The sequence below is a fragment of the Paenibacillus sp. PsM32 genome (genome assembly GCF_030433815.1).
Classification (GTDB): domain Bacteria; phylum Bacillota; class Bacilli; order Paenibacillales; family Paenibacillaceae; genus Saccharibacillus; species Saccharibacillus kyungheensis.
Genome location: NZ_JARUWY010000001.1, coordinates 986,900 through 1,007,188, shown reverse-complemented (window position 1 = coordinate 1,007,188; position 20,289 = coordinate 986,900). Strand labels below are relative to the sequence as shown.

At 39.8% G+C, this 20,289-nt stretch carries 13 protein-coding genes; 3 read left to right on the top strand and 10 right to left on the bottom strand.

What is annotated here, in order from left to right; translation table 11 throughout:
* Positions 1-19: 19 nt before the first annotated feature.
* Positions 20-2,209 (top strand): glycoside hydrolase family 52 protein, encoded by a 2,190-nt coding sequence (locus QCD85_RS04560; protein WP_301261752.1) that lies wholly within the window; start codon positions 20-22, stop codon positions 2,207-2,209.
* Between the two features lie 96 nt (positions 2,210-2,305).
* On the opposite strand, the gene QCD85_RS04555 is transcribed toward QCD85_RS04560, so the two are convergent.
* The 10 genes from QCD85_RS04555 to QCD85_RS04510 all read right to left on the bottom strand — a co-directional run bounded on the left by QCD85_RS04555 (position 2,306) and on the right by QCD85_RS04510 (position 17,847).
* Positions 2,306-5,416, bottom strand: coding sequence for a glycoside hydrolase family 2 TIM barrel-domain containing protein (locus QCD85_RS04555; RefSeq protein WP_301261751.1), 3,111 nt, complete (start codon positions 5,414-5,416; stop codon positions 2,306-2,308).
* Entirely contained in the window at positions 5,413-6,723 is a 1,311-nt protein-coding gene (locus QCD85_RS04550; protein WP_441005597.1) for a glycoside hydrolase family 125 protein, read from the bottom strand. The genes QCD85_RS04555 and QCD85_RS04550 overlap by 4 nt, the downstream gene beginning before the upstream one ends.
* A gap of 3 nt (positions 6,724-6,726) precedes the next feature.
* A complete protein-coding gene (locus QCD85_RS04545) occupies positions 6,727-9,897 on the bottom strand; it encodes an alpha-mannosidase (protein ID WP_301261750.1) in 3,171 nt (1,056 codons plus the stop codon).
* A 16-nt stretch (positions 9,898-9,913) separates the two neighbouring features.
* Positions 9,914-10,879 (bottom strand): carbohydrate kinase family protein, encoded by a 966-nt coding sequence (locus QCD85_RS04540; protein WP_273615102.1) that lies wholly within the window; start codon positions 10,877-10,879, stop codon positions 9,914-9,916.
* Positions 10,880-10,971: 92 nt separating this feature from the next.
* Positions 10,972-11,868, bottom strand: coding sequence for a carbohydrate ABC transporter permease (locus tag QCD85_RS04535; protein WP_273615103.1), 897 nt, complete (start codon positions 11,866-11,868; stop codon positions 10,972-10,974).
* 95 nt (positions 11,869-11,963) lie between these two features.
* A complete protein-coding gene (locus QCD85_RS04530; RefSeq protein WP_273615104.1) occupies positions 11,964-13,694 on the bottom strand; it encodes an extracellular solute-binding protein in 1,731 nt (576 codons plus the stop codon).
* A gap of 27 nt (positions 13,695-13,721) precedes the next feature.
* A complete protein-coding gene (locus QCD85_RS04525; RefSeq protein WP_274170787.1) occupies positions 13,722-14,693 on the bottom strand; it encodes an ABC transporter permease in 972 nt (323 codons plus the stop codon).
* Between the two features lie 57 nt (positions 14,694-14,750).
* Positions 14,751-15,512, bottom strand: a complete 762-nt coding sequence (locus tag QCD85_RS04520; RefSeq protein WP_273615106.1) for a sugar phosphate isomerase/epimerase family protein — start codon at positions 15,510-15,512, stop codon at positions 14,751-14,753.
* Positions 15,512-16,435, bottom strand: a complete 924-nt coding sequence (locus QCD85_RS04515) for an aldo/keto reductase (RefSeq protein WP_301261749.1) — start codon at positions 16,433-16,435, stop codon at positions 15,512-15,514. The genes QCD85_RS04520 and QCD85_RS04515 overlap by 1 nt, the downstream gene beginning before the upstream one ends.
* 401 nt (positions 16,436-16,836) lie before the next feature.
* Positions 16,837-17,847, bottom strand: coding sequence for a LacI family DNA-binding transcriptional regulator (locus tag QCD85_RS04510; protein WP_274170784.1), 1,011 nt, complete (start codon positions 17,845-17,847; stop codon positions 16,837-16,839).
* A gap of 234 nt (positions 17,848-18,081) precedes the next feature.
* On the opposite strand from QCD85_RS04510, the gene QCD85_RS04505 reads away from it, so the two are divergent.
* Entirely contained in the window at positions 18,082-19,149 is a 1,068-nt protein-coding gene (locus tag QCD85_RS04505; RefSeq protein ID WP_301261748.1) for an NAD(P)-dependent alcohol dehydrogenase, read from the top strand.
* A 196-nt stretch (positions 19,150-19,345) separates the two neighbouring features.
* On the top strand, positions 19,346-20,263 hold the full coding sequence (locus QCD85_RS04500) for a PD-(D/E)XK nuclease family protein (protein WP_301261747.1): 918 nt from the start codon (positions 19,346-19,348) through the stop codon (positions 20,261-20,263).
* The last annotated feature ends 26 nt before the right edge of the window (positions 20,264-20,289 follow it).

The following is a 20,289-nucleotide window of genomic DNA, read 5'->3' as shown; positions in this document are numbered from 1 at the left end:
ATGAAAGGGGTTACATGAAATGATAAAAAATTCATTTTATAATGTACAACATTCTCCAATCGGTGCATTTGCTAGCTTTACATTAGGATTCAAAGGAGCCAAAGGAGGACTGGGTCTCGAACTTGGCAAACCAGCGGATGAGAATATCTATATCGGATTACAATCAAGAGATGGATCTACGTATGAAGCACTACCTTTTTTTACTCAAGTGGAAGATGAAAGTTCTCGTTATGATGTAGAAAAGGAAAAACAGACAAATGATTCGTCAGCAATATCGTTAGTTCATTATCAAGACAAACAAATCGAGCGTACCTTAGATATAGCTACAGATACATGGAAAGCTGGCGATCTTACTTTTAAAATTTATTCTTCTGTGCGTCCTGTTCCTGATCCTGCACATGCAAGTAATGAAGAACTCCAATCAGCTATCGTGCCTGCTGTATTTGCCGAAATGACGATTGATAATACAGAAGGTAAAACAAGCAGACGAGCTTTTTTTGGATATGAAGGAAGTGATCCTTATCGCTCAATGCGTGTCATTAGCGGAGCAGATGATCAAGCAAATGATATATATGTAGGGGTAGGACAAGGAAGACAAACAGCCATTCTATGCGATGATCCAGAGGTAACACCAGCACTTGGATTTGGTATTGAAAAAGTATTGCAAGAAACATTTGCTAATAATTTATATTTTGGTCTAGGGATTGTAGGCGCGCTCCTGATGGATGTACCCGCAGGGCAAAAGCGTACTTTCCGGTTAGCGGTCTGCTTTTATAGAGATGGAATAGTGACTACAGGAATAGACACTTCTTATTATTACACCCGTTATTTTAAGCGTATAGAAGAGGTAGGTACATATGCGCTACACAACTGGGAATCGTTGATTGATGCTTGTGAACAAGCGAATAAGTGGATTGGTGAAAGTAATAAGCTTAATCCAGATCAGCATTTTATGGTGGCACAATCGATTCATAGTTATTATGGCAGTACTCAATTGTTACAGACAGTCGATCACCAACCGCTCTGGATCGTCAATGAAGGTGAATACCGGATGATGAATACACTCGATCTTACTGCTGATCAATTGTATTACGAGCTGATCATGAATCCATGGACTGTACGTAATGAATTAGAACTTTTTGTGGAGCGATATAGTTATTATGATCAAGTGTGCTTTCCACAAGATCGGACAGCCTATCCGGGTGGGTTATCCTTTACACATGATGTCGGTATAGCCAATCATTTTTCTCGTCCACAGTATTCAGCTTATGAATTAGCAGGAATTGATGATTGTTTCTCTTATATGAGTCATGAAGAATTGATCAACTGGCTCTGCTGTGCATTAACATATATCGAGCAGACCAAAGACCATGATTTTAAGCAAAAATATATGAATATACTGCAAGATGGATTGCAAAGTATGCTTCACCGGGATCATCCAGATCCAGAGCAACGTAACGGTCTGATGGGATTAGATAGCAATCGTACACAAGGCGGAGCTGAGATTACAACGTATGACAGTCTAGATGTATCGCTCGGTCAATCTCGTAACAATATTTATCTGGCAGGTAAATGCTGGGCAGTCTACTTGGCATTAGAAAAATTATTTGTTGAGGAAGGGCAGACGGAATATGCAGAGCAAGCAGGAGCACAAGCAGATCGCTGCGCTGCAACAGTAACGGCTCAGTTGAATGAGCAAGGGTATATCCCAGCAGTTATAGGCGAAGGCAATGATTCGCAGATTATTCCAGCGATCGAAGGATTGGTATTTCCTTATTTTACAGGCTGTGCCAAAGCGCTTGAACGTGATGGACAATTTGCAGATTATCTTCAAGCACTGCATACTCATTTGAATACTGTACTGGTCAAAGGAACATGTTTGTTTGATAATGGCGCTTGGAAATTATCATCGACAAGTAACAATTCATGGCTTAGTAAAATCTATCTGTCGCAATTTATAGCACGTGAGATTATGGGATTAACGTGGGATGAACAGGGACTTACAGCAGATGCTGCTCATGTAGAATGGCTGACCCATCCAGAGTATTCTTACTGGTGTTGGAGTGACCAGATTATATCCGGCATTATTAGTGGTAGCAAATACTATCCACGCGGAGTGACTTCAATCCTCTGGTTATGGGAAAAAGGGGACGGTAAACTGCGTACACCTGAAGCCTTATCTCACCCGATAACAACAGCTCAGATATAGAAATCAAAGTCTTTCTAATAATATTATGTATACAAAAAGGATTAAATCTATTTCTCTGTTAAGACTACACAGAGGATTAAGATTTAATCCTTTTTACTATACTTCTTTAAAAAAAGGCATAATCTGCATATCAAAAACAAACTCTTTTTCCTGTAATTGATACTTTTCAGCCAGTTGGGGTCCACAAGAATTTGAGCCAACGCCACTCATTTTATAATCCAGATGGATAAACGTTTCTGGTCGGCGAATCAGTTCATAAGTATGTTTGGCCTGCATGATGTCTGTTGTCGTGTAATGAGAAGCATTGAAAGAAAAAGGTTGAGAACCTGTAAAATAAAGCCCGGCACCCATCGCTTGCGTAGCACTCATCCATTGCGTTTCAAAGCGTGATCCATTTTCCTGAGGCATAATATAATGGTAAAAGAGATCATCGACTGTTTTCTTATATTTGCCAAAACGTGTACTGTGATGCTTATCTATATAACTTTCATGCGGGCCACGTCCAAAATAATCTATATATTCTGTTCCTGCGGGCATAGCGAATAATAAGCCAAACCGGGGTAGAAATGAAGCGGTATCCAGTACACTGACTTTGACTTTGAACTCTAGTCTGCCATCACTTTGAATCGTCCACCAGGCTTCACCACGCAACACAGGATATTGACTATAAGAAGACAGTGAAAAAGAAGTAGTAATGATCACTGATTGGTCTGCTACACATGACCAATGGCTATTATACACTTTGGTTGCAAGATGATCGTACCCGTTATCTAACCATTTTTCTTTGATATGCATATCGTTATCAATCGGTGCTCTCCAGATAGTAAATGCTGTCGGTTGTTGAAGTAATGGAACTCCTGATTTGCTCCATTCTGTAAATTGTCCACGTTCCAGATCATAGACGTAACGGAAATCTATACCTTCAATAACTAAGCGTCCATCAGATTCGTTAGTCTGTAACGGATGATCTACCAATAGATGATATTCAGAATCGTTCTTGGTAGAAAACTCTGTTATCGCTACAGGATCAACAGGAATATAGAATTGAGCAAATGCAATCTCATAACCGATCGGCGCCCATACCTGTTCTGTATTTGTCAGCACAGAGAATGTAAGATAACGCAGAGGATGAGTATTGTATTGCAGAGCAGAAGTAGGAACAGTGATCGTAGCCGAATGTTGTGGAGCGATAGCAGGCATAAGTATAGTTCCTTGCTCGATAAGCAGACCTTCATCTTCGATTTTCCAGTGTAATACCAAGTGAGATACATCGGTGAAATTGTATAGATTGGTAATGCTAAATTGATTCCCGATAGCAGAGCGTGTATTTCCTTCTACTGTAATTAACGATTCAATACGCACAGGAGCGATGATTTGTTTGAGTTCTAATAATCCTGCATGTGGCTTACGATCAGGCGACACCAGACCATCGATACAGAAATGACCATCGTTAGGCTTATCTCCAAAATCTCCTCCGTACGCATAATACGATTGCCCGTTTGCACTTACTTGAGCAATACCATGATCGACCCATTCCCAGACACAGCCACCCATCAATTTGGGATAAGCATAAATAGCATCCCAGTACTGCTTGAGATCACCGGGTCCATTTCCCATAGCATGACTGTATTCACAAAGAAATAAAGGCTTGGTATTGTTGTTATCACTAGCATACGCAATAATTTCAGCAGGCGAAGTATACATACGACTCTCTACATCCAGAACGCTCACATCTTCATGCCCTTTGTATATAGGAGCCGCACCTTCATAATGGACTGGACGAGAAGGGTCGCGTTCACGTGTCCATCTAGCCATCGCAATATGATTGATATCGTAACCTGACTCATTGCCCATCGACCACATGATTACAGAAGAGAAATTTTTATCGCGTTCGATTAAGCGTACTGCACGTTCAACAAAAGATTCTTTCCAGTCAGGATTGACCGATAATTGATGAAAAGCCCCATCAGCAAAATCTTCAGGAATACCGATACCATGACATTCTAGATCGACTTCATCAATAACATAGAAGCCATATTCATCGCAATACTCCATAAATTTAGGATCATTAGGGTAATGAGAAGTACGAATTGTATTAATATTGTGTTGTTTCATTAACTGTAGGTCAGTCAACATATGTTGAAGAGGAATCGTCTGTCCAAGCTCAGGGTGAGAATCATGACGATTTACCCCTTTTAACTTAAGCGGTTGTTTATTTATCTGAAATACACCATCTTCTGTAATCTCAATCTGACGTAAACCTACTGCAAATCGCAGAACTTCTTGACCGGATTTGATATACAAAGTATACAGTGCAGGAGATTCTGCATTCCAAAGAATCGGATGAGTGATCTCCATAGTGACCGTTGCAGTCTGATCTACTAAAGCAGTTGTCGTTAACAATTCGGAGCCATCCGGTGCCAGCAGAATCGCTTGCACTTCCAGATGTTCGTTCGCTGTTACCAGTGTAGAACATTCCAATTGGATATCGAGTCGGGCTTGATGGTAATGATCATAGTCATAATCTAATGACTGCTGTACAAACACATCACGTATATGTTGAGAGTCACGTGTCAGCAGATAAACATCGCGAAAAATCCCGTTATAACGCCACATATCTTGATCTTCTAGATAAGAACCATCACACCATTTTAGTACCAGTACAGCGATACGGTTCAGCCCTTCTTGTAAATAAGGAGTAACACGAAATTCAGCAGGCATACGGCTGCCCTGACTGTATCCGACAAACTGTCCATTGATCCACAAGTACATACAAGATTGAACACCTTCAAATACAATATACGATTCTCGTTCTTGCCAGCCTTGTTGCAAGCGGATTTCTTTTACATAAGCACCGGCTGGATTCTGATCTGGGATAAAAGGAGGATCACAAGGAAACGGATAACTAAGATTCGTATAATGTTGTTGATCATATCCATTGGTCTGCCAGCAAGAAGGAACAAGCAAAGAATCCCATGCGTGTACATCATATTCTGGTATAAAAAAAGCATGTTCTACATCTCGCACCGTATCATAATAACGGAATTGCCAACCTCCATTTAGAGACTGGTAAAAAGGAGATTTTCCGCGTTGACGAGTATGTGCGCTTGGTATATCTGCATACGGAATATAATAAGATCGGGCAGGTTCACGATTCACTTGCAATACATTCAGGTCTTTCCAATAGCTAGGAATGGTCGTATTCATAGGGAAGAGGGCTCCTTACTGGATTGAAGTGCGTACTGGCTAACCAATTCAGCAAATAAACTATTTGCCCATGCAAACCACGGGCGGGTAAACTTTGTAGGATCGTCTTTGTGAAATCCTTCATGCATAAAGCCTGTATCGGCATGAGTGCTAGCCAGAGTATCAAGGATTAATTTTATTTCTAACGGATCGGTCGAAGTGAGTCCTTGCATCGACAATGCAATATGCCAGATATAATCAGTCGGTGTATGCGGGCTACCAATTCCACTTGCGGCTATACCTGTAAAATAATAAGGGTTGTGTTCACTCAATACAAATGCACGTGTATTCTGATAGACCGTATCCTCGACAGCACGATAACCCAAATAAGGAATAGATAACAAGCTAGGGACATTGGCATCATCCATTAGATTATGATTGCCTTGTCCATCTGTTTCATAGGCATAGATTTTGCCATATTGCGGATGAATCACAGTACCATAATTTTCGATTCCAAAATCGATTTCTTCTTGTAAACGCAAAGCTTTGGTTGCCAGGCGCTCATCATGATACATGTCGATTGCGATTTCTGCCATATAACCAAGCACAACCGAGGCGAACATATTAGATGGAATCAGATATCCAAATGTACAAGCATCATCACTAGGGCGAAATCCTGACCAGGTCATACCTGTATATGAAGTAGGCATACCTTTACCTTGATTACGAAGTGTATCCGAAGGAGGGCAATCTTCGCGCATAAATACATAAGGAGAATGGTCATCATGATGTTGTTCACAACGCCAGAGATCGATAATCCGGTGGAGCACGGTGCGAAAAGATTCATCAAATAGGTCTGTACGTCCTGTAGCTTTCCAGAACAAATAGCTAAGTTGAATCGGGTAACAAAGGGAATCAATCTCATATTTACGTTCCCATACCCAGCCGTTTAGTTCTGTCAGATCGATATCATACCGATGATCATTATCTTCGATATTAAAAGCATTTCCATAAGGATCAATCCCGATATAAAAGATCTGGCGACGAATTACACCTGCGATCATATCAGCCACTTCAGTATCATGCACAGCGACAGGCAAATAATGCCGTACTTGAGCTGTGGAATCTCGTAACCACATCGCTGGAATATCGCCTGTAATCACAAATGTACTGCCATCGGCTAATCGTTGTAAGGTCGTCTCATACGTATTGGCATAACACTGACGGAACATCCCCTGTAATACAGGCAGATGTTCCAATTGTTGTTCAATGTGCTGAATATACGCGTTCATTGCTGTTGTCAGTGGCAAAGGGGGCTGAGTATTCATAGGTTATCCCCCTTGAATTGATATAAGAAAAGTACGAATCTCATAAGGTGAGATTTCTAGCGATAATGGAGTATGATGAATTTCTCCAATCGGTTGTTCCATCAGATTACATTCTTGCCAGCTATCGATAAGAAGATCACTCGTAATATGAAGAGGGGAACGAATACCACCGTATTCATGAATACGAAGCACAATCAGATTGTGATCTTCTGCTTTTTTGACTGCATCCACCATAACGTGGGAAGCGGATAAAGTGAACATCGAGAACGATGAACGATCTGTATTGAATACTTGAGCTTTGCCTGAAGCGATCTGGCAAGGTTGATTTAACGCCCAAGCTTCTTGAACAGTATGACCGGTTAACCAATCTCCAGCATGAGGATACAGTGAATACGTAAATTCATGTTGTCCATAATCTGCATGAGGATCAGGATAGATGGCTGATTTTAGTAATGATAGACGCATCACATTGTCTTTAATATCATAGCCATACTTACAATCATTCAGCAGACTCACTCCATAATTGCGCTCTGATAAGTCTGCCCATTGATGACCTACACTTTCGAATCGTGCCCAATCCCAACTGGTATTCCAGTGTGTCGGACGTTTTACATTACCGAACTGGATATCGTAAGTTGCTTCTGTAGAACGAATCTGTACAGGAAATGCAACTTTGAGTAATTTTTGACGTTCTTTCCAATCGACATGTGTCTGGAAATCGATCCGGCGACTGCGAGCATATACGGTTAATTGTTGCGTAATCACTGTCTCATCATACTGCCAGACAAATTCAACAGTAGTCTGTAATAGACCTGTGCTTAACAGACGTACCGAGATGAGATGATTAATTTCTTCCATTTTTTCTTGATAAAAGATATCGATATCCCAGGAGTCAAAGTTCATAGGCTTATCTTCAAATAATTGAAACACATTACCACGAGCATCAGGAGCAAGCACCTGACGTACATTTTCCAAGTCCATAATACTTATCAGTTGTCCTTGTGCATTCCACTTTAATTCATAATAAGGAGTGACCAATGTACCTTCTTCATATAAGAAAGGAATAGAATCTACCATACCGTTATCGTCGGAAGTAGCTATAGTCTTGTAATGAATTGTACTTACACCAAGTGCAGGAATAGTCGATGTCTGTACAATCCAGTAATCATCGGTACGTTGTGCTTGTAGTAGATGTTGTTGATCGTCTGTCCAGATATAATCTTCTGTTCCACATAAAGCAAATGGAATATGAACAGCAGGGGAGACTGCCCAAGAAGAACTGTTAAATACAGTGATACTATGATCGTCGGTTGTTGTTAATGTGGTGGAAGCAGCTGACCAAGCTTGTTGACCGATCTGTAACGCTTCGGCATATTCTTTGGTACTATCTTCATACACTTCTGCAATTGAAGATCCAGGAATAATATCATGGAATTGATTGCGTAAAATAATTTTCCAACCTTCATTGATTGACTGTTGAGCGTACATCGACCAGTCTGTAGCAAGTACACTACTGAACGTTTGTAGCCATTCTGTTTCCCGATATAATAACTCTAATTTACGATTCATTTTTTTGTTATAGGCTTGACTGGTATAGGTTCCCCGGTGATATTCAAGATACAGCTCACCATCCCATGTATGCACATAACGATCGGTATGATCAAAGGTTGTATTTAACTGTTCAAAATAGTCATCAGCACGCCCGGTAGTGACTTGAGGTACACCCGGTATACGATCCAACTGACGACGAAGTTCTAACATTTCACGTGTAACCCCACCGCCGCCATCACCATAGCCATACGATAATAGAAGGTTCTGATTCACTTCTTTATCCTGATAACTATTCCAGATGCCTTGAACAGTCTGAGCTTCGATCAATCCGTTATAGGTGTAAAAGAAAGAATTGCCATCTTCCCAATCATCCGGTGTGGTTATAAAGTGAGTTAATACTTCTGATCCATCAATCCCACGCCATTGAAAAGTATCATGAGGCATCCGATTGACTTGATTCCAACTGATTTTGGTTGTCATAAATGTATCAAAACCTGATTTTTTCAAAATCTGCGGTAACGCCCAGCTATAACCAAATACGTCGGGTAACCATAGATAACTGCTGGATACGCCAAATTCTTGTTCAAAAAAGCGAGTCCCAAATAAAAATTGCCGTACTAACGATTCGCCAGAGGTTAGATTACAATCCGCTTCTACCCACATACCACCGCCAGCTTCCCAGCGACCTTCACTAATCCGTGCTTTGATCTTCTCATAAATATCTGGATAGTCTTGCTTAATATACTCATACAGTTGCGGTTGAGTCTGAAGAAAAATATAATCAGGATCATGTTCCATTAAACGAAGTACAGTCGAAAAGGAACGAGCTGCTTTTTCGCGGGTATGCTTTAAGCGCCATAACCATGCTACATCAATATGGGTATGACCAAGAGCTGTAACAGTCACCGGATGATTCTGCTTCATCGTAGTCAATTGTTGATCTAATTGATCGGCAGCGATATAAACCGATTCATAGAAAGAATCTGAGCCGGGCTTCGACCAGTTGATATGGTGAAAAGCTTTATCCAGACATTGCAGCAATGCGGAACGCTCATATACTGTGGCAGATAAGATCGTAATCGTCTGTAATATCGCTTTGGCTGTATAAAAAAAGGTATCGACTTGGCGATCTAACCATGCGATCTGTGATTGCTTTATCTGATGATTCATTTCGCGCGGAGGGCCACCACCTTCAAGCCCTGACCATAAACGAAAATCCAGTCGTGCTTCACCAGAGTAGCCTACAGGTAAAATCATCTCGATATGATTACTATCTACACCTTGATAAGGTTGATGATTCCAATAAGCTAACGATTCAAATCCACCGTTGTTACCGCCTTCTGTAATACCGAAGTCAAATAATCCAACCACTGTTCGATGACACCATTCTACAGGAACGTTAACAGAGGCAGAGAGCCATAGATAACGGTCTCTGCCTTTCCAAAAATCACCTGTTCTTATGCTTGTATTTTGATGGTTTAACGTTGCTGTTGGAGGACGCATACCATTTTCACCTATACTATCTTCGATGGCGATATACTCGGGCACTTCAAAAGCATCCCGATAACGAAGCGGTTCTAGTTGCTGTAGACGTTTTTTTAATTTATCTTCTGTGAAAAACATAGTGTGCCTCCCTTGATCAGACAATAACTTCCCAATCGTCTGCAATATGTCCAGCTTGTCTGGCAATAAAATCTTCTACGCCTGCTTGATCAGGTATACCGGTATTGCCACCATAAGCCGATACAGAAAGTGCTCCACAAGCGTTACCATATTGTAGACATTCTCCTCTATCGTGCCCGGTCAATACGCCATACATATACCCTGCATTAAAACTATCACCAGCACCTGTCGTATCTACAGCTGTAATCGTATACGCAGAACGGTAGACCATATGATGCTGTTGAACAGAAACCGCTCCGCGTGAGCCCATTTTAACAACCAAATGTTTCGCATGTTGCGACATTTTGTTAATCGATTCACGAATCTCGGTACAACCGGTGTAATGTAATGCTTCAAGTTCATTAAGAAAGAAAATATCGACTTCTTTCATAATTTCAAAAATACCGCTATACCATTCACCACTATCATCCCAACCAACATCGAACGAAATCGTAGCACCAAACGATTTGATTTTTTTGATCATTTGTAGATAAGCATCATGATTACGACTACCTTGATAGCCAGTTAAATGAACATGGCGACCGTATCGCATACTGTTTTCGTTCAAGTCTTCCATACGCACTTCAGCATTAGAGCCCATATAAGTGATAAATGAACGATCATGTTCAGGATTGATCGCAATCGAAATGCCTGTATTATTTTCTTCACTCTGACGAATATAAGAAGTATCAATATTCAATTCACTGAATTCATCCAAAATAAAACGACCGTAGTAATCACTGCCCAGAACCCCGTTAAAAGCAACTTTAAGCCCCATTTTGGCAAGTGCCATCGAGAATAGAGCAGCCCCTCCACCAATATGAATAAGCATATTTTTTACAAACACTTCTTGCCCTGGAAGAGGTAGCTGATCACTTCCTGCGACGATCAGATCAATATTAGCATCACCGATAGAGACAACATCGTATTGTTTTTCGTTCAATGATAATCCCTCATTTATTTAAGGATATAGCGCATCCCGATTTTTGTACTTTATTTCTGTAGGGTGATCGTCCAGCAGTAGAGATCGTGGAATTATCCTTTGACCGATCCGACCATAATACCCTGTACAAAATACTTCTGAATAAACGGATAAACTGTAGCAATCGGCACGACTGAAATAATAACCATCGCCATTTTCATCGATTCGGTCGTTACCGAGTTGCCCGCGCTCATCATCGCATTCATCGATAAGTTTTTGCGCATCGCTTCGGCTGCGGTTAACATCTGTTGCAATATAGTCTGTAAAGGTCTTAATTTCTCATCAGTGACATAAAAGGCACCTGAGAACCAGTCATTCCAGTGCATAACGCCATTAAACAAACAGATAACGGATAATACCGGCATACTGAGCGGAATATAAATGCGGAATAACACCTGAAAATCATGAGCACCATCGATCTTAGCCGATTCTTCCATACTTTGATCTATCGATTGGAAAAAAGTACGAACCAGAATCAGATTCCATGCGCTATACAAGGTAGGGATAATGTATACCCAGATCGTATTGTTCAAGTGGAACATTTTCAAAACCATAAAGTAAGGAATAATCCCACCATTGAACAACATCGTGAACACGATAAATATACTGGCAATGCCTACACCGGGTAAATTTTTATTTTTGAGTGCAAAGGCTGCCATAGAAGTAAGCAATACACTTAGAAATGTTCCTAAAATCGTACGAAATAAAGTCACTTCCATACCTTGTAGTACCGCTGGATTTTTGAACACTTCTACATAGTTAGATACCGAGAAAACACGAGGCCAAAAAGCAATCCCACCGAGTGAAGCATCTTTACCATCATTCAAAGAAAGCGCCAGAATATTGACCAGTGGCATAAGAATGACCAGACACAAAACCACCAGTAACATATAGTTGATTGCAATAGCTATGCGCTCATTGAGCGGTGCTTTGCCTACTGCTTTATCCATCTGCATAACCTCCGCAGTTTTAATTTGATAGGGGATGGTTACACATCCCCTAAGCAGTTCAGTGGTAGATCACGATTAGATCACAGCATATATTTTTAGAAAAATGCATCAATATAGAATACAACTGAAGAAGGATCGGCATTGTATTTATCTTGTAAATATTTCTCGTATTGCTCGACACCTGCATCTTTCAACTGTTGACGATAATCGTTTAACATTTGCGTAGCTTCTGTCATATCTTTAGCAAAAAATGCTTGGACTAACACATCTTTGTAGGAATCGAGTACAGGTTTGAGCGATGCTTCAATATCAGGAACTTCGGCTAAATAAGAAGCGGCTGTGTAACCATCCCAGTATTTATATTTTGGATTACCATAATTCATCAATTCAAAATACAGTTTGTACCGTTCTGGCTGGGAATTCGCACTACGAATCAATTCACCAAAGTCTTTGTTGTTATTGACATCAGTTTTGCCAAGTAAGCTACCCCAGAAGTAAGGAATGGTATTGCGTTCTTCGCCTGGATTATTTTTCATTACATCCAGTACTTTATCAGTGTAGATATATTGCCCTTTATCATTGATTTTGTAATCTTCGCCTTCGATCCCATAGTTCCAAAGCGCTTTTCCTTCTTTACTTGCAAGGTAGTCCATATATTGAATAATTTGCTCTGGATTTTTGGTAGTAGAAGGAATGGCTACCACTTGACTACCGGATTTTTCTTTTTCATAAATGTCTGTTTCGCCTTTGTAATTTTCCATCTGATCCATCGGTAGATATTTGGTTTTCTCGAACATTGTCAATGAATCTGGAGCGATATTCATATACGAAGAAATAGCATAAGAGCCGTTATTGTATGCTTCTTCAGCACGTACACCATCCATATTAAAAGCTTCTTTATCCAACAGACCGTCTTTTAACAGCTTTTGTACAAATTCGATACTTTTGAGAGCATAATCGGTTTCAGCAACATGTTTGACTTGTCCATTTTCGACATCAAATTGTGTACCATTACCGAAGTCAAAGTTTTTGAATAAAGTGCTGGTAACCTGACCGCCCCATTTGCGAGGACCAATAACAGTGATTGGTTTACCATTATTGTCTTTGAAATTTCCAGCTTTGATTTTGAGTGCTAGATTGTATAGATCATCTTGTGTTTTGATTTTGGAAGGATCGACATTTAATGCTTTGGCGATATCTGCACGAATCCATAGTCCTGCACGATAGTGAAGACGATCTTCATCGGTTGTATTTTTGGCAGGAATATTCATATGAATAAAGTACACTTTGCCGCCAAATTCAGGACGGAACATAACATTTTCTTTGGTATCACGAGGTAGGAATTCAGGATCAAGATAGTTTTTGAGTACTTTGGTATTTTTGAGGTAAGGGCTCAAATCAGTGAATAGACCTTCACGAGCACCTTTGAGAAGTACATTCATTTCCGGGCGACCCCCATGATCGAGATACGCTTCGATCACATCGGGTAAATCTCCTGTTGCTAGAGCTACTGTTAACTCTTGTAGTCCATCAGCCGCACCGCTAGATTGCCAGTTGATTGTCATGCCTGTTTTTTCTTTGATTTTGAGTGCAATCGGATTTCCGACTTGATCATCGGGTAACTGTGCACCATCGCCTTCAAGAAAAATACGTCCTGTTAAATCACGATTAGCGATAAATCCATCTTCACCGCTTTTGCGACCGTCAGCGGCAACGTCACTTGTTGCTTCACTACCACTGCTGTCTGAAGAACAAGCAGATAACAATACAACCATAAACAATAAAAGGCAAAGCGTAAGTGAAGTGTGGCGTTTAATAGTTTTCACAAAAATCACTCCAAATGGTTTATTGGACTACCAGAGACTTGCTTCATTTTTGCTAAAGCGTTTGACCAGATAATTGGTGACAATAACGAGAATTAAGCCCACCAGACCTTGTAACAAACCGACAGCTGCACCATATCCATATTGTCCTTGCATCATACCTACTCGCAATACATACGTATCCAGAATATCGGAGTAATCAGAGTTACCTGCAGTACGAAGTAAATAGTTCTGTTCATACCCTGTAGTTAACAGACTACCAATATCCAAAATAAACAAAATCGCGATAGTAGGACGGATCGAAGGCAATGTAATATGCCAGATTTTGCGCCACTTGCTTGCGCCATCCATTTCAGCGGCTTCGTATAAAGTAGGATCTATTCCTGCCATCGAAGCCAGATAAATGATCGAACCCCAACCGATATTTTTCCAGAGATAGGTGAGGAACATAATCAGATAGAAGTACTTGCCATCCATCATGTAAAAAATACTACCGTCGCCACCGAGAGCAGCCATAAATTGATTGAAAATACCATCGTCAGGAGCAAGGATTTTATTGGTAAAAGCGGCAACAACAACCCATGAGAGGAAGTAAGGGAGATAGGAGATCGTTTGGGTTATCGATTTAAATCGTTTGGATCGAACTTCATTTAACATTAATGCTAGTAAGATAGGGAAAGGGAAGTACACAATAATTTTGAGAAAACCTACAATAAACGTATTCAAAATCAATTGAGTAGCATCAGGATAAGAGAAAAATAATTTGAAGTAGCGAAGTCCTACCCAAGGACCTCCGAACATCCCGGCATTGAATCGGAATTCTTTAAATGCCATGACCAGCCCTGCCATAGGAAGGTAGGAGAAGATGACGAAAAATATAAGACATGGTAGCAACATCAGGTACAGATAGCGGTTCACAACAATCGTTTTCCATAATCCTGATGAAGATGCTTTTTTGCTTTTCGTTGATTTTTTGGGAACAGAATCAAGTTCGGCTTGCATAGCACTACTCCTTTCATACTGGCGAATACACATAAATAGCGAAATGATGCGGGTAGCTTACAGAGTGGTGATTAACTGACGTAAGTAATGTAGACTGGATTCTAGGCTGTCCATTGGTGATCCCGGACAATAATCTTGTTCAACAGCGTACCATTCTACACCATGTTGTTCGCCCCAGCGTAAGATAGGGGCAAAGTCGATAACACCACTACCCACTTCTGCAAAATAGTGACGATCATCATCTGTCATATCTTTAAAGTGTAAAATAGGCATTCGGTGAGCATAGGATTCAATAATACGTAGCGGATCAAGATTCGCTTTTTTGACCCAATACGTATCGATCTCAGCATATACAGGTGTTGCTTCATCGTATTCAAGCAAATATTGAAGTGCATATTTGCCTTCCATCATCGTATGAAATTCCCAATCATGATTATGAAATCCAACACGATAACCTTGAGGGGAAACGATAGCAGATACTTTGCGTAGCTCCTGTCGTACATACAGATAACCTTGTTCATTTTTATGTTCATCCGGTAAAGAGTGGCAGATCATATCCGGTGTCTCAAAAAGATCAGCTTCGATAATGACTTGATCGAGATCGTGTTTCATTCGTTCTAAACCTACATGCATTCCAGCAGTACGAAGTCCAATTTCTTTCATTACTGCTGCGATTTCAGCAGGATCATTACCATGCAATCCATCAATCTGTACCGCTGTCCAGCCCATTTTGCGAAGTTCTTTTAGCGTATATATAAAGTCTTGTTTGAGTTCGTTGCGTACCGTAAACAATTGAGCTGCTAATTTATCTTGGATCATTATCGTTCATCCCTTTCCAAATTGAGCCATTGTAGATCGGATTCATGAATATCGAGCGACAATACCGCAAACGATTGAGCCAATTCTTCGGAAGAGCGAGGGCCGATAATAGCTGCTGTAGGGAATGGACGATGAAGTACAAAATAAAGAGCGATCTGTGTAGGGGTTACTTTTTTCTCATCTGCCAGTATGACAGCACGACGATAACGTTCCCAGTTCGGTTCGCTATAATACACACGTACCATTTCTTCGTTCGAACGATCTTCAGGGGCAAAAGCACCGGAGAAAAATCCACCGGCTTGTGCTGACCAAGAAAGTAGCGGAAGCTGGTTGTTATGATGCCATTGAACAGTGTGCTCATCTGCGGATACACAACCAGGCCAGCGCGCTTCCAAAGCGATAGCAAGAGAAAGATTAGGGCTATTAAAAGTAAATCCTTTTAATCCGTGTTGCTCTGCATAATCATTAGCTTGTTGTATCCGTTGATAACTCCAGTTAGAAGCACCAAATGTACGAATAAAACCATTCGAGACATGTTCATTGAGTGTATCGATAATCGGTTCAACAGCAACAGACTCATCATCTCGATGCAAAGCATAAAGGTCGATATAATCTGTTCCTAATCGTTCCAGACTAATAAGTAGATCATGAGTAATCGCTTTGGGATGTACTCGTGGTGTAGTTTCACCTTTGAGAGGATGAGCACATTTACTAAGTAATATAAGTTGCTCACGATTGTGTTGTTCTTTCATCCATTGCCCAATAATGACCTCACTATTGGTGTATTGATAAGCCATATCAATAGTTGTTCCACCAGCAGCTACAAATTCATCCAATATCCATGTACCATTCATTTTGGATAAATCCCCTGTGCCTATAATGAGCGGTGAGACGGAGATGTTATCAACAATTATCTTTTTCAACTGTATTCCCCCTTTTATGGAATCGATACCATACAGATGTATAAGCTATGTTATAAGATTAAGCAGGTGAAAAAATAAGTAAAGTGACATCAATTCCTATAATATGGTATCGATTCCATAAAGATCAAAAAATGTGATATCTGTTATCTGGAATCGATACCACATTATGAGCTTGTTACTCCATCTGGTGTAGATAGAGTGTAAGATACCATGTACAACAAAAGATAAGTGAAAGTAAAAAGATGACGTTGTGAGTTATAAATAAGATAAGGATAAACAAATGTGTGAGGTAAAGTAACTTATGAAGTATTCTTAGGAGTGTTTTTTTAAAGAAAATGTTTTGATATGAGACATTATATTACGTAACTTTTATAAATAACAAGTATAAATTTGAAATAAGTTTAATTTATTTTTTTACAACTATCTCTGATTACCAGTTGATGTTGCAAAACGATATCTGTTTTTTGTTGTGTTTTGGGACGAGTAATTAACTTGTGTAGACTTTCTAAAGAAATTTGACCCATTTCATAGATCGGTTGCTGCATAGAGGTGATAGCCGGGCGAACAATATTAGTAATCGTACTACCATCAAAGCCAATAATCGAAATATCATCAGGAACTTTAAGACCTTGATCCAGTGCACAATTCAAAGCACCAACTGCCATATCATCACTAGCTGCAAATACAACGGTTGGACGATTAGGAAGATGAAGCAATTCTTTCATCAACGCTTGTCCACTAGGAAGCTTATAATCACCAAATTTAATATAATCAGGATTAATCGCTATTTTATGCTTAATTAACGCATCACGAAATCCATTATATCGACTTTGGCCAGAAGTAATATCTTGTAGATCGCCACCCAGATAAGAAATAGCAGTATGACCTGCATCGATCAAATATTCAGTAGCATCAAAAGCCGCCTGATAATCATCTATCAATACTGACATAAACGTAGGGTCAGGCGATTTTACACTGGAAAACAAAATCGGCATCGTTGCATTTTGGATAAACGATACAATATCATCATTTGTTTTTTCATGCATAATAATAATGCCTTCGACTCTCATTTCCTGAAAAATATACAGGTATTTGAGTTCTTTACTCAAGTTCTCAGCAATATTGCAGACGATCAGGTTATACCCGTATTTACTTGCATTTTCTTCAATACTACTCAGAATCGTAGAGTAGAAGTTAGACGTTAAATCAGGCACAATCACGCCTATCGTATTGGTTTTCTGTTTTTTGAGACTACGAGCAATATGACTAGGAGAGTATTTGAGTTCTTCAATCGCTTCATTCACTCGTGCTAGTATATCTTCGCTAACATATTTCTCACCATTCAACACTCTAGATACACTGGTGACGGATACGCCGGCTCTTTTTGCAACATCTTTAATTTTGACAGTCATATAGCCAACTCCCTCAACTGGAAAAAAAGTAAGAGTGTTTGTATCAAACATTACAATCGCTCTTTACCATATATTGACGAATCACTTCATATTCGTCAATCATTCCATGACATTCGTTAGCTAAAGTACGACCGATTATTTCAACTTACAGTCTTTAAATGGTAAACTATATCTGTAAGTAAGCGCTATCATATCATGGAATTTTGCAGATTGCTAGAGGGAGGAAAAAATTTTATGTCGAATCATGTTGAAATCCCAGCAACGATGAAAGCAGCAGTAATGACAGAGCCCGGTCAGATCATTATCGAAGATATTCCTGTTCCTACACCACAGGCTAATGAGGTATTAATTCAAGTGATTGCTGTAGGAGTATGCGGATCAGATGTACACTATTATGAGCATGGACGTATAGGTCCATACGTAGTAGAAAAGCCAATTATTTTGGGACATGAATGTGCTGGAATTGTAGTCAGTGTAGGTGAACAAGTATCACGTTTTAACGTCGGTGATCGAGTAGCAATTGAACCGGGAGTCACTTGTGGACATTGCGAATATTGCAAAGAGGGACGATATAATTTATGCCCGGACGTGCAATTTCTGGCGACACCGCCTGTAGATGGAGCATTTGTACAATATATCGTTATGCGTCAAGATTTTGTTTTTCCTATTCCAGATCACCTTTCTTTTGAAGAAGCCGCTATGAATGAACCATTTTCGGTAGGGATTCATGCAGCTAGAAGATGTCATCTACAACCCGGTTCAACGATAGCGATTATGGGAATGGGGCCGGTTGGATTGATGGCTGTCGCTGCTGCCAAATGTTTTGGGGCTACACGTATTATCGTCACTGATCTAGAACCTATCCGTCTAGAAGCCGCTCGCAAAATGGGTGCAACTGAAGTCATAAATGTTAAAGAAGAAGATCCTGTAGCGAAAATAAAAGAGTTAACTCATGGTAGAGGTGTAGACGTTGCATGGGAAACGGCTGGTAATCCCAAAGCTTTGCAAAGTGCATTATCTTCTATTAGACGTGGCGGTAAATTAGTAATCGTCGGGTTGCCTCCTCAAGATCAAATTCCTGTTAATGTACCTGCAATTGCAGATAATGAGATCGATATTTATGGCGTATTTCGCTATGCCAATACATACCCGATGGGAATCGAATTTCTCTCGTCTGGTAAAGTAGATGCGAACCTGATTATTACAGATAAATATCCATTATCTCGCACACAAGAAGCGATGGAACGAGCTATCCATCACAAAAATGAAAGTCTTAAAATTATTGTTTATCCAAATGAGTGAATAATATAAATTATATAATGTATACATTTTAAAAATCTGTAGTGCCTATAGGTGCTACAGATTTTTTTATGTACAGAAATACTTTCTTATCGTTATGAATAAAATAGATAGAATTGCATTGTTATGGGCGTATATTTGTTATAATTTAAACTATAATGACAATCTATAGTTTAAAGTCATAGAAAGGCTGTTTAGCATGGCAAAATACCCGCAATGGTCTTATTCTCAATCTCGAGCAAATATGTTCGATGAATGTTTACGCAAATATTATTTTCATTACTATGCTGCACATAATGGGTGGAGTGAAAAGTTAGGCTCAGACGAGCAAATACACGCTTACCGTTTAAAGCAGTTACGTAATTTTTATTTATTGTTTGGTGATCTGGCTCACCGGATGTGTGAATCTGCGCTTCGGCAATGGGAAGAATCTCAAACAGCTCCAAGACAAGCATTTTTGTTAGAACAAATGCGCAAATTACTCAATGAAGCGTATATTCAATCTCAAGATGTAGAAGCCTGGATCAACAGTCCCAAATACCATACGATGCTTTCTGAAATATATTATGGTGACGATACGCTAAACAGCCGAATTGCTACGATTAAGCAACGGCAAGAAGAGTGTATACGGCATTTATATGACACGCTCACATGGAAAGAAGTGACCCGGCGTGATATGAAGATTTTGGAAATCGAAAAATGGGATACGATGATATTGTTTGATACAAAAGTCTATGTAAAAATGGATTTATTGTACCGCAAACCAGATGGTACAGTGGTGATTGTAGATTGGAAAACAGGACGAGAAGATGACTTCTCGGATCAGTTATACTTATATGCCTCATATGTACAAGAAAAGTATAATATGCCGCTTGATAAAATCCAGATTCGTGTTGAATATCTGGTAACAGGCGAACATAAGGAGTACCGCATCACGACAGAAGATATCGGTAAAGTGGAACAAAGTATCGGTCGATATATTGAAGAAATGAAGTCTTGTTTAGATGATGATTACTACAATCGTCCCAAACCGGAATCCTTTTTTACTCCGATGCCTTCACAACGTAAATGCAAAGACTGCAATTTTCGCGAGATTTGCGAATTTAGAGCAGTATGAATTGATAAATGATTAAAGGAGGATGG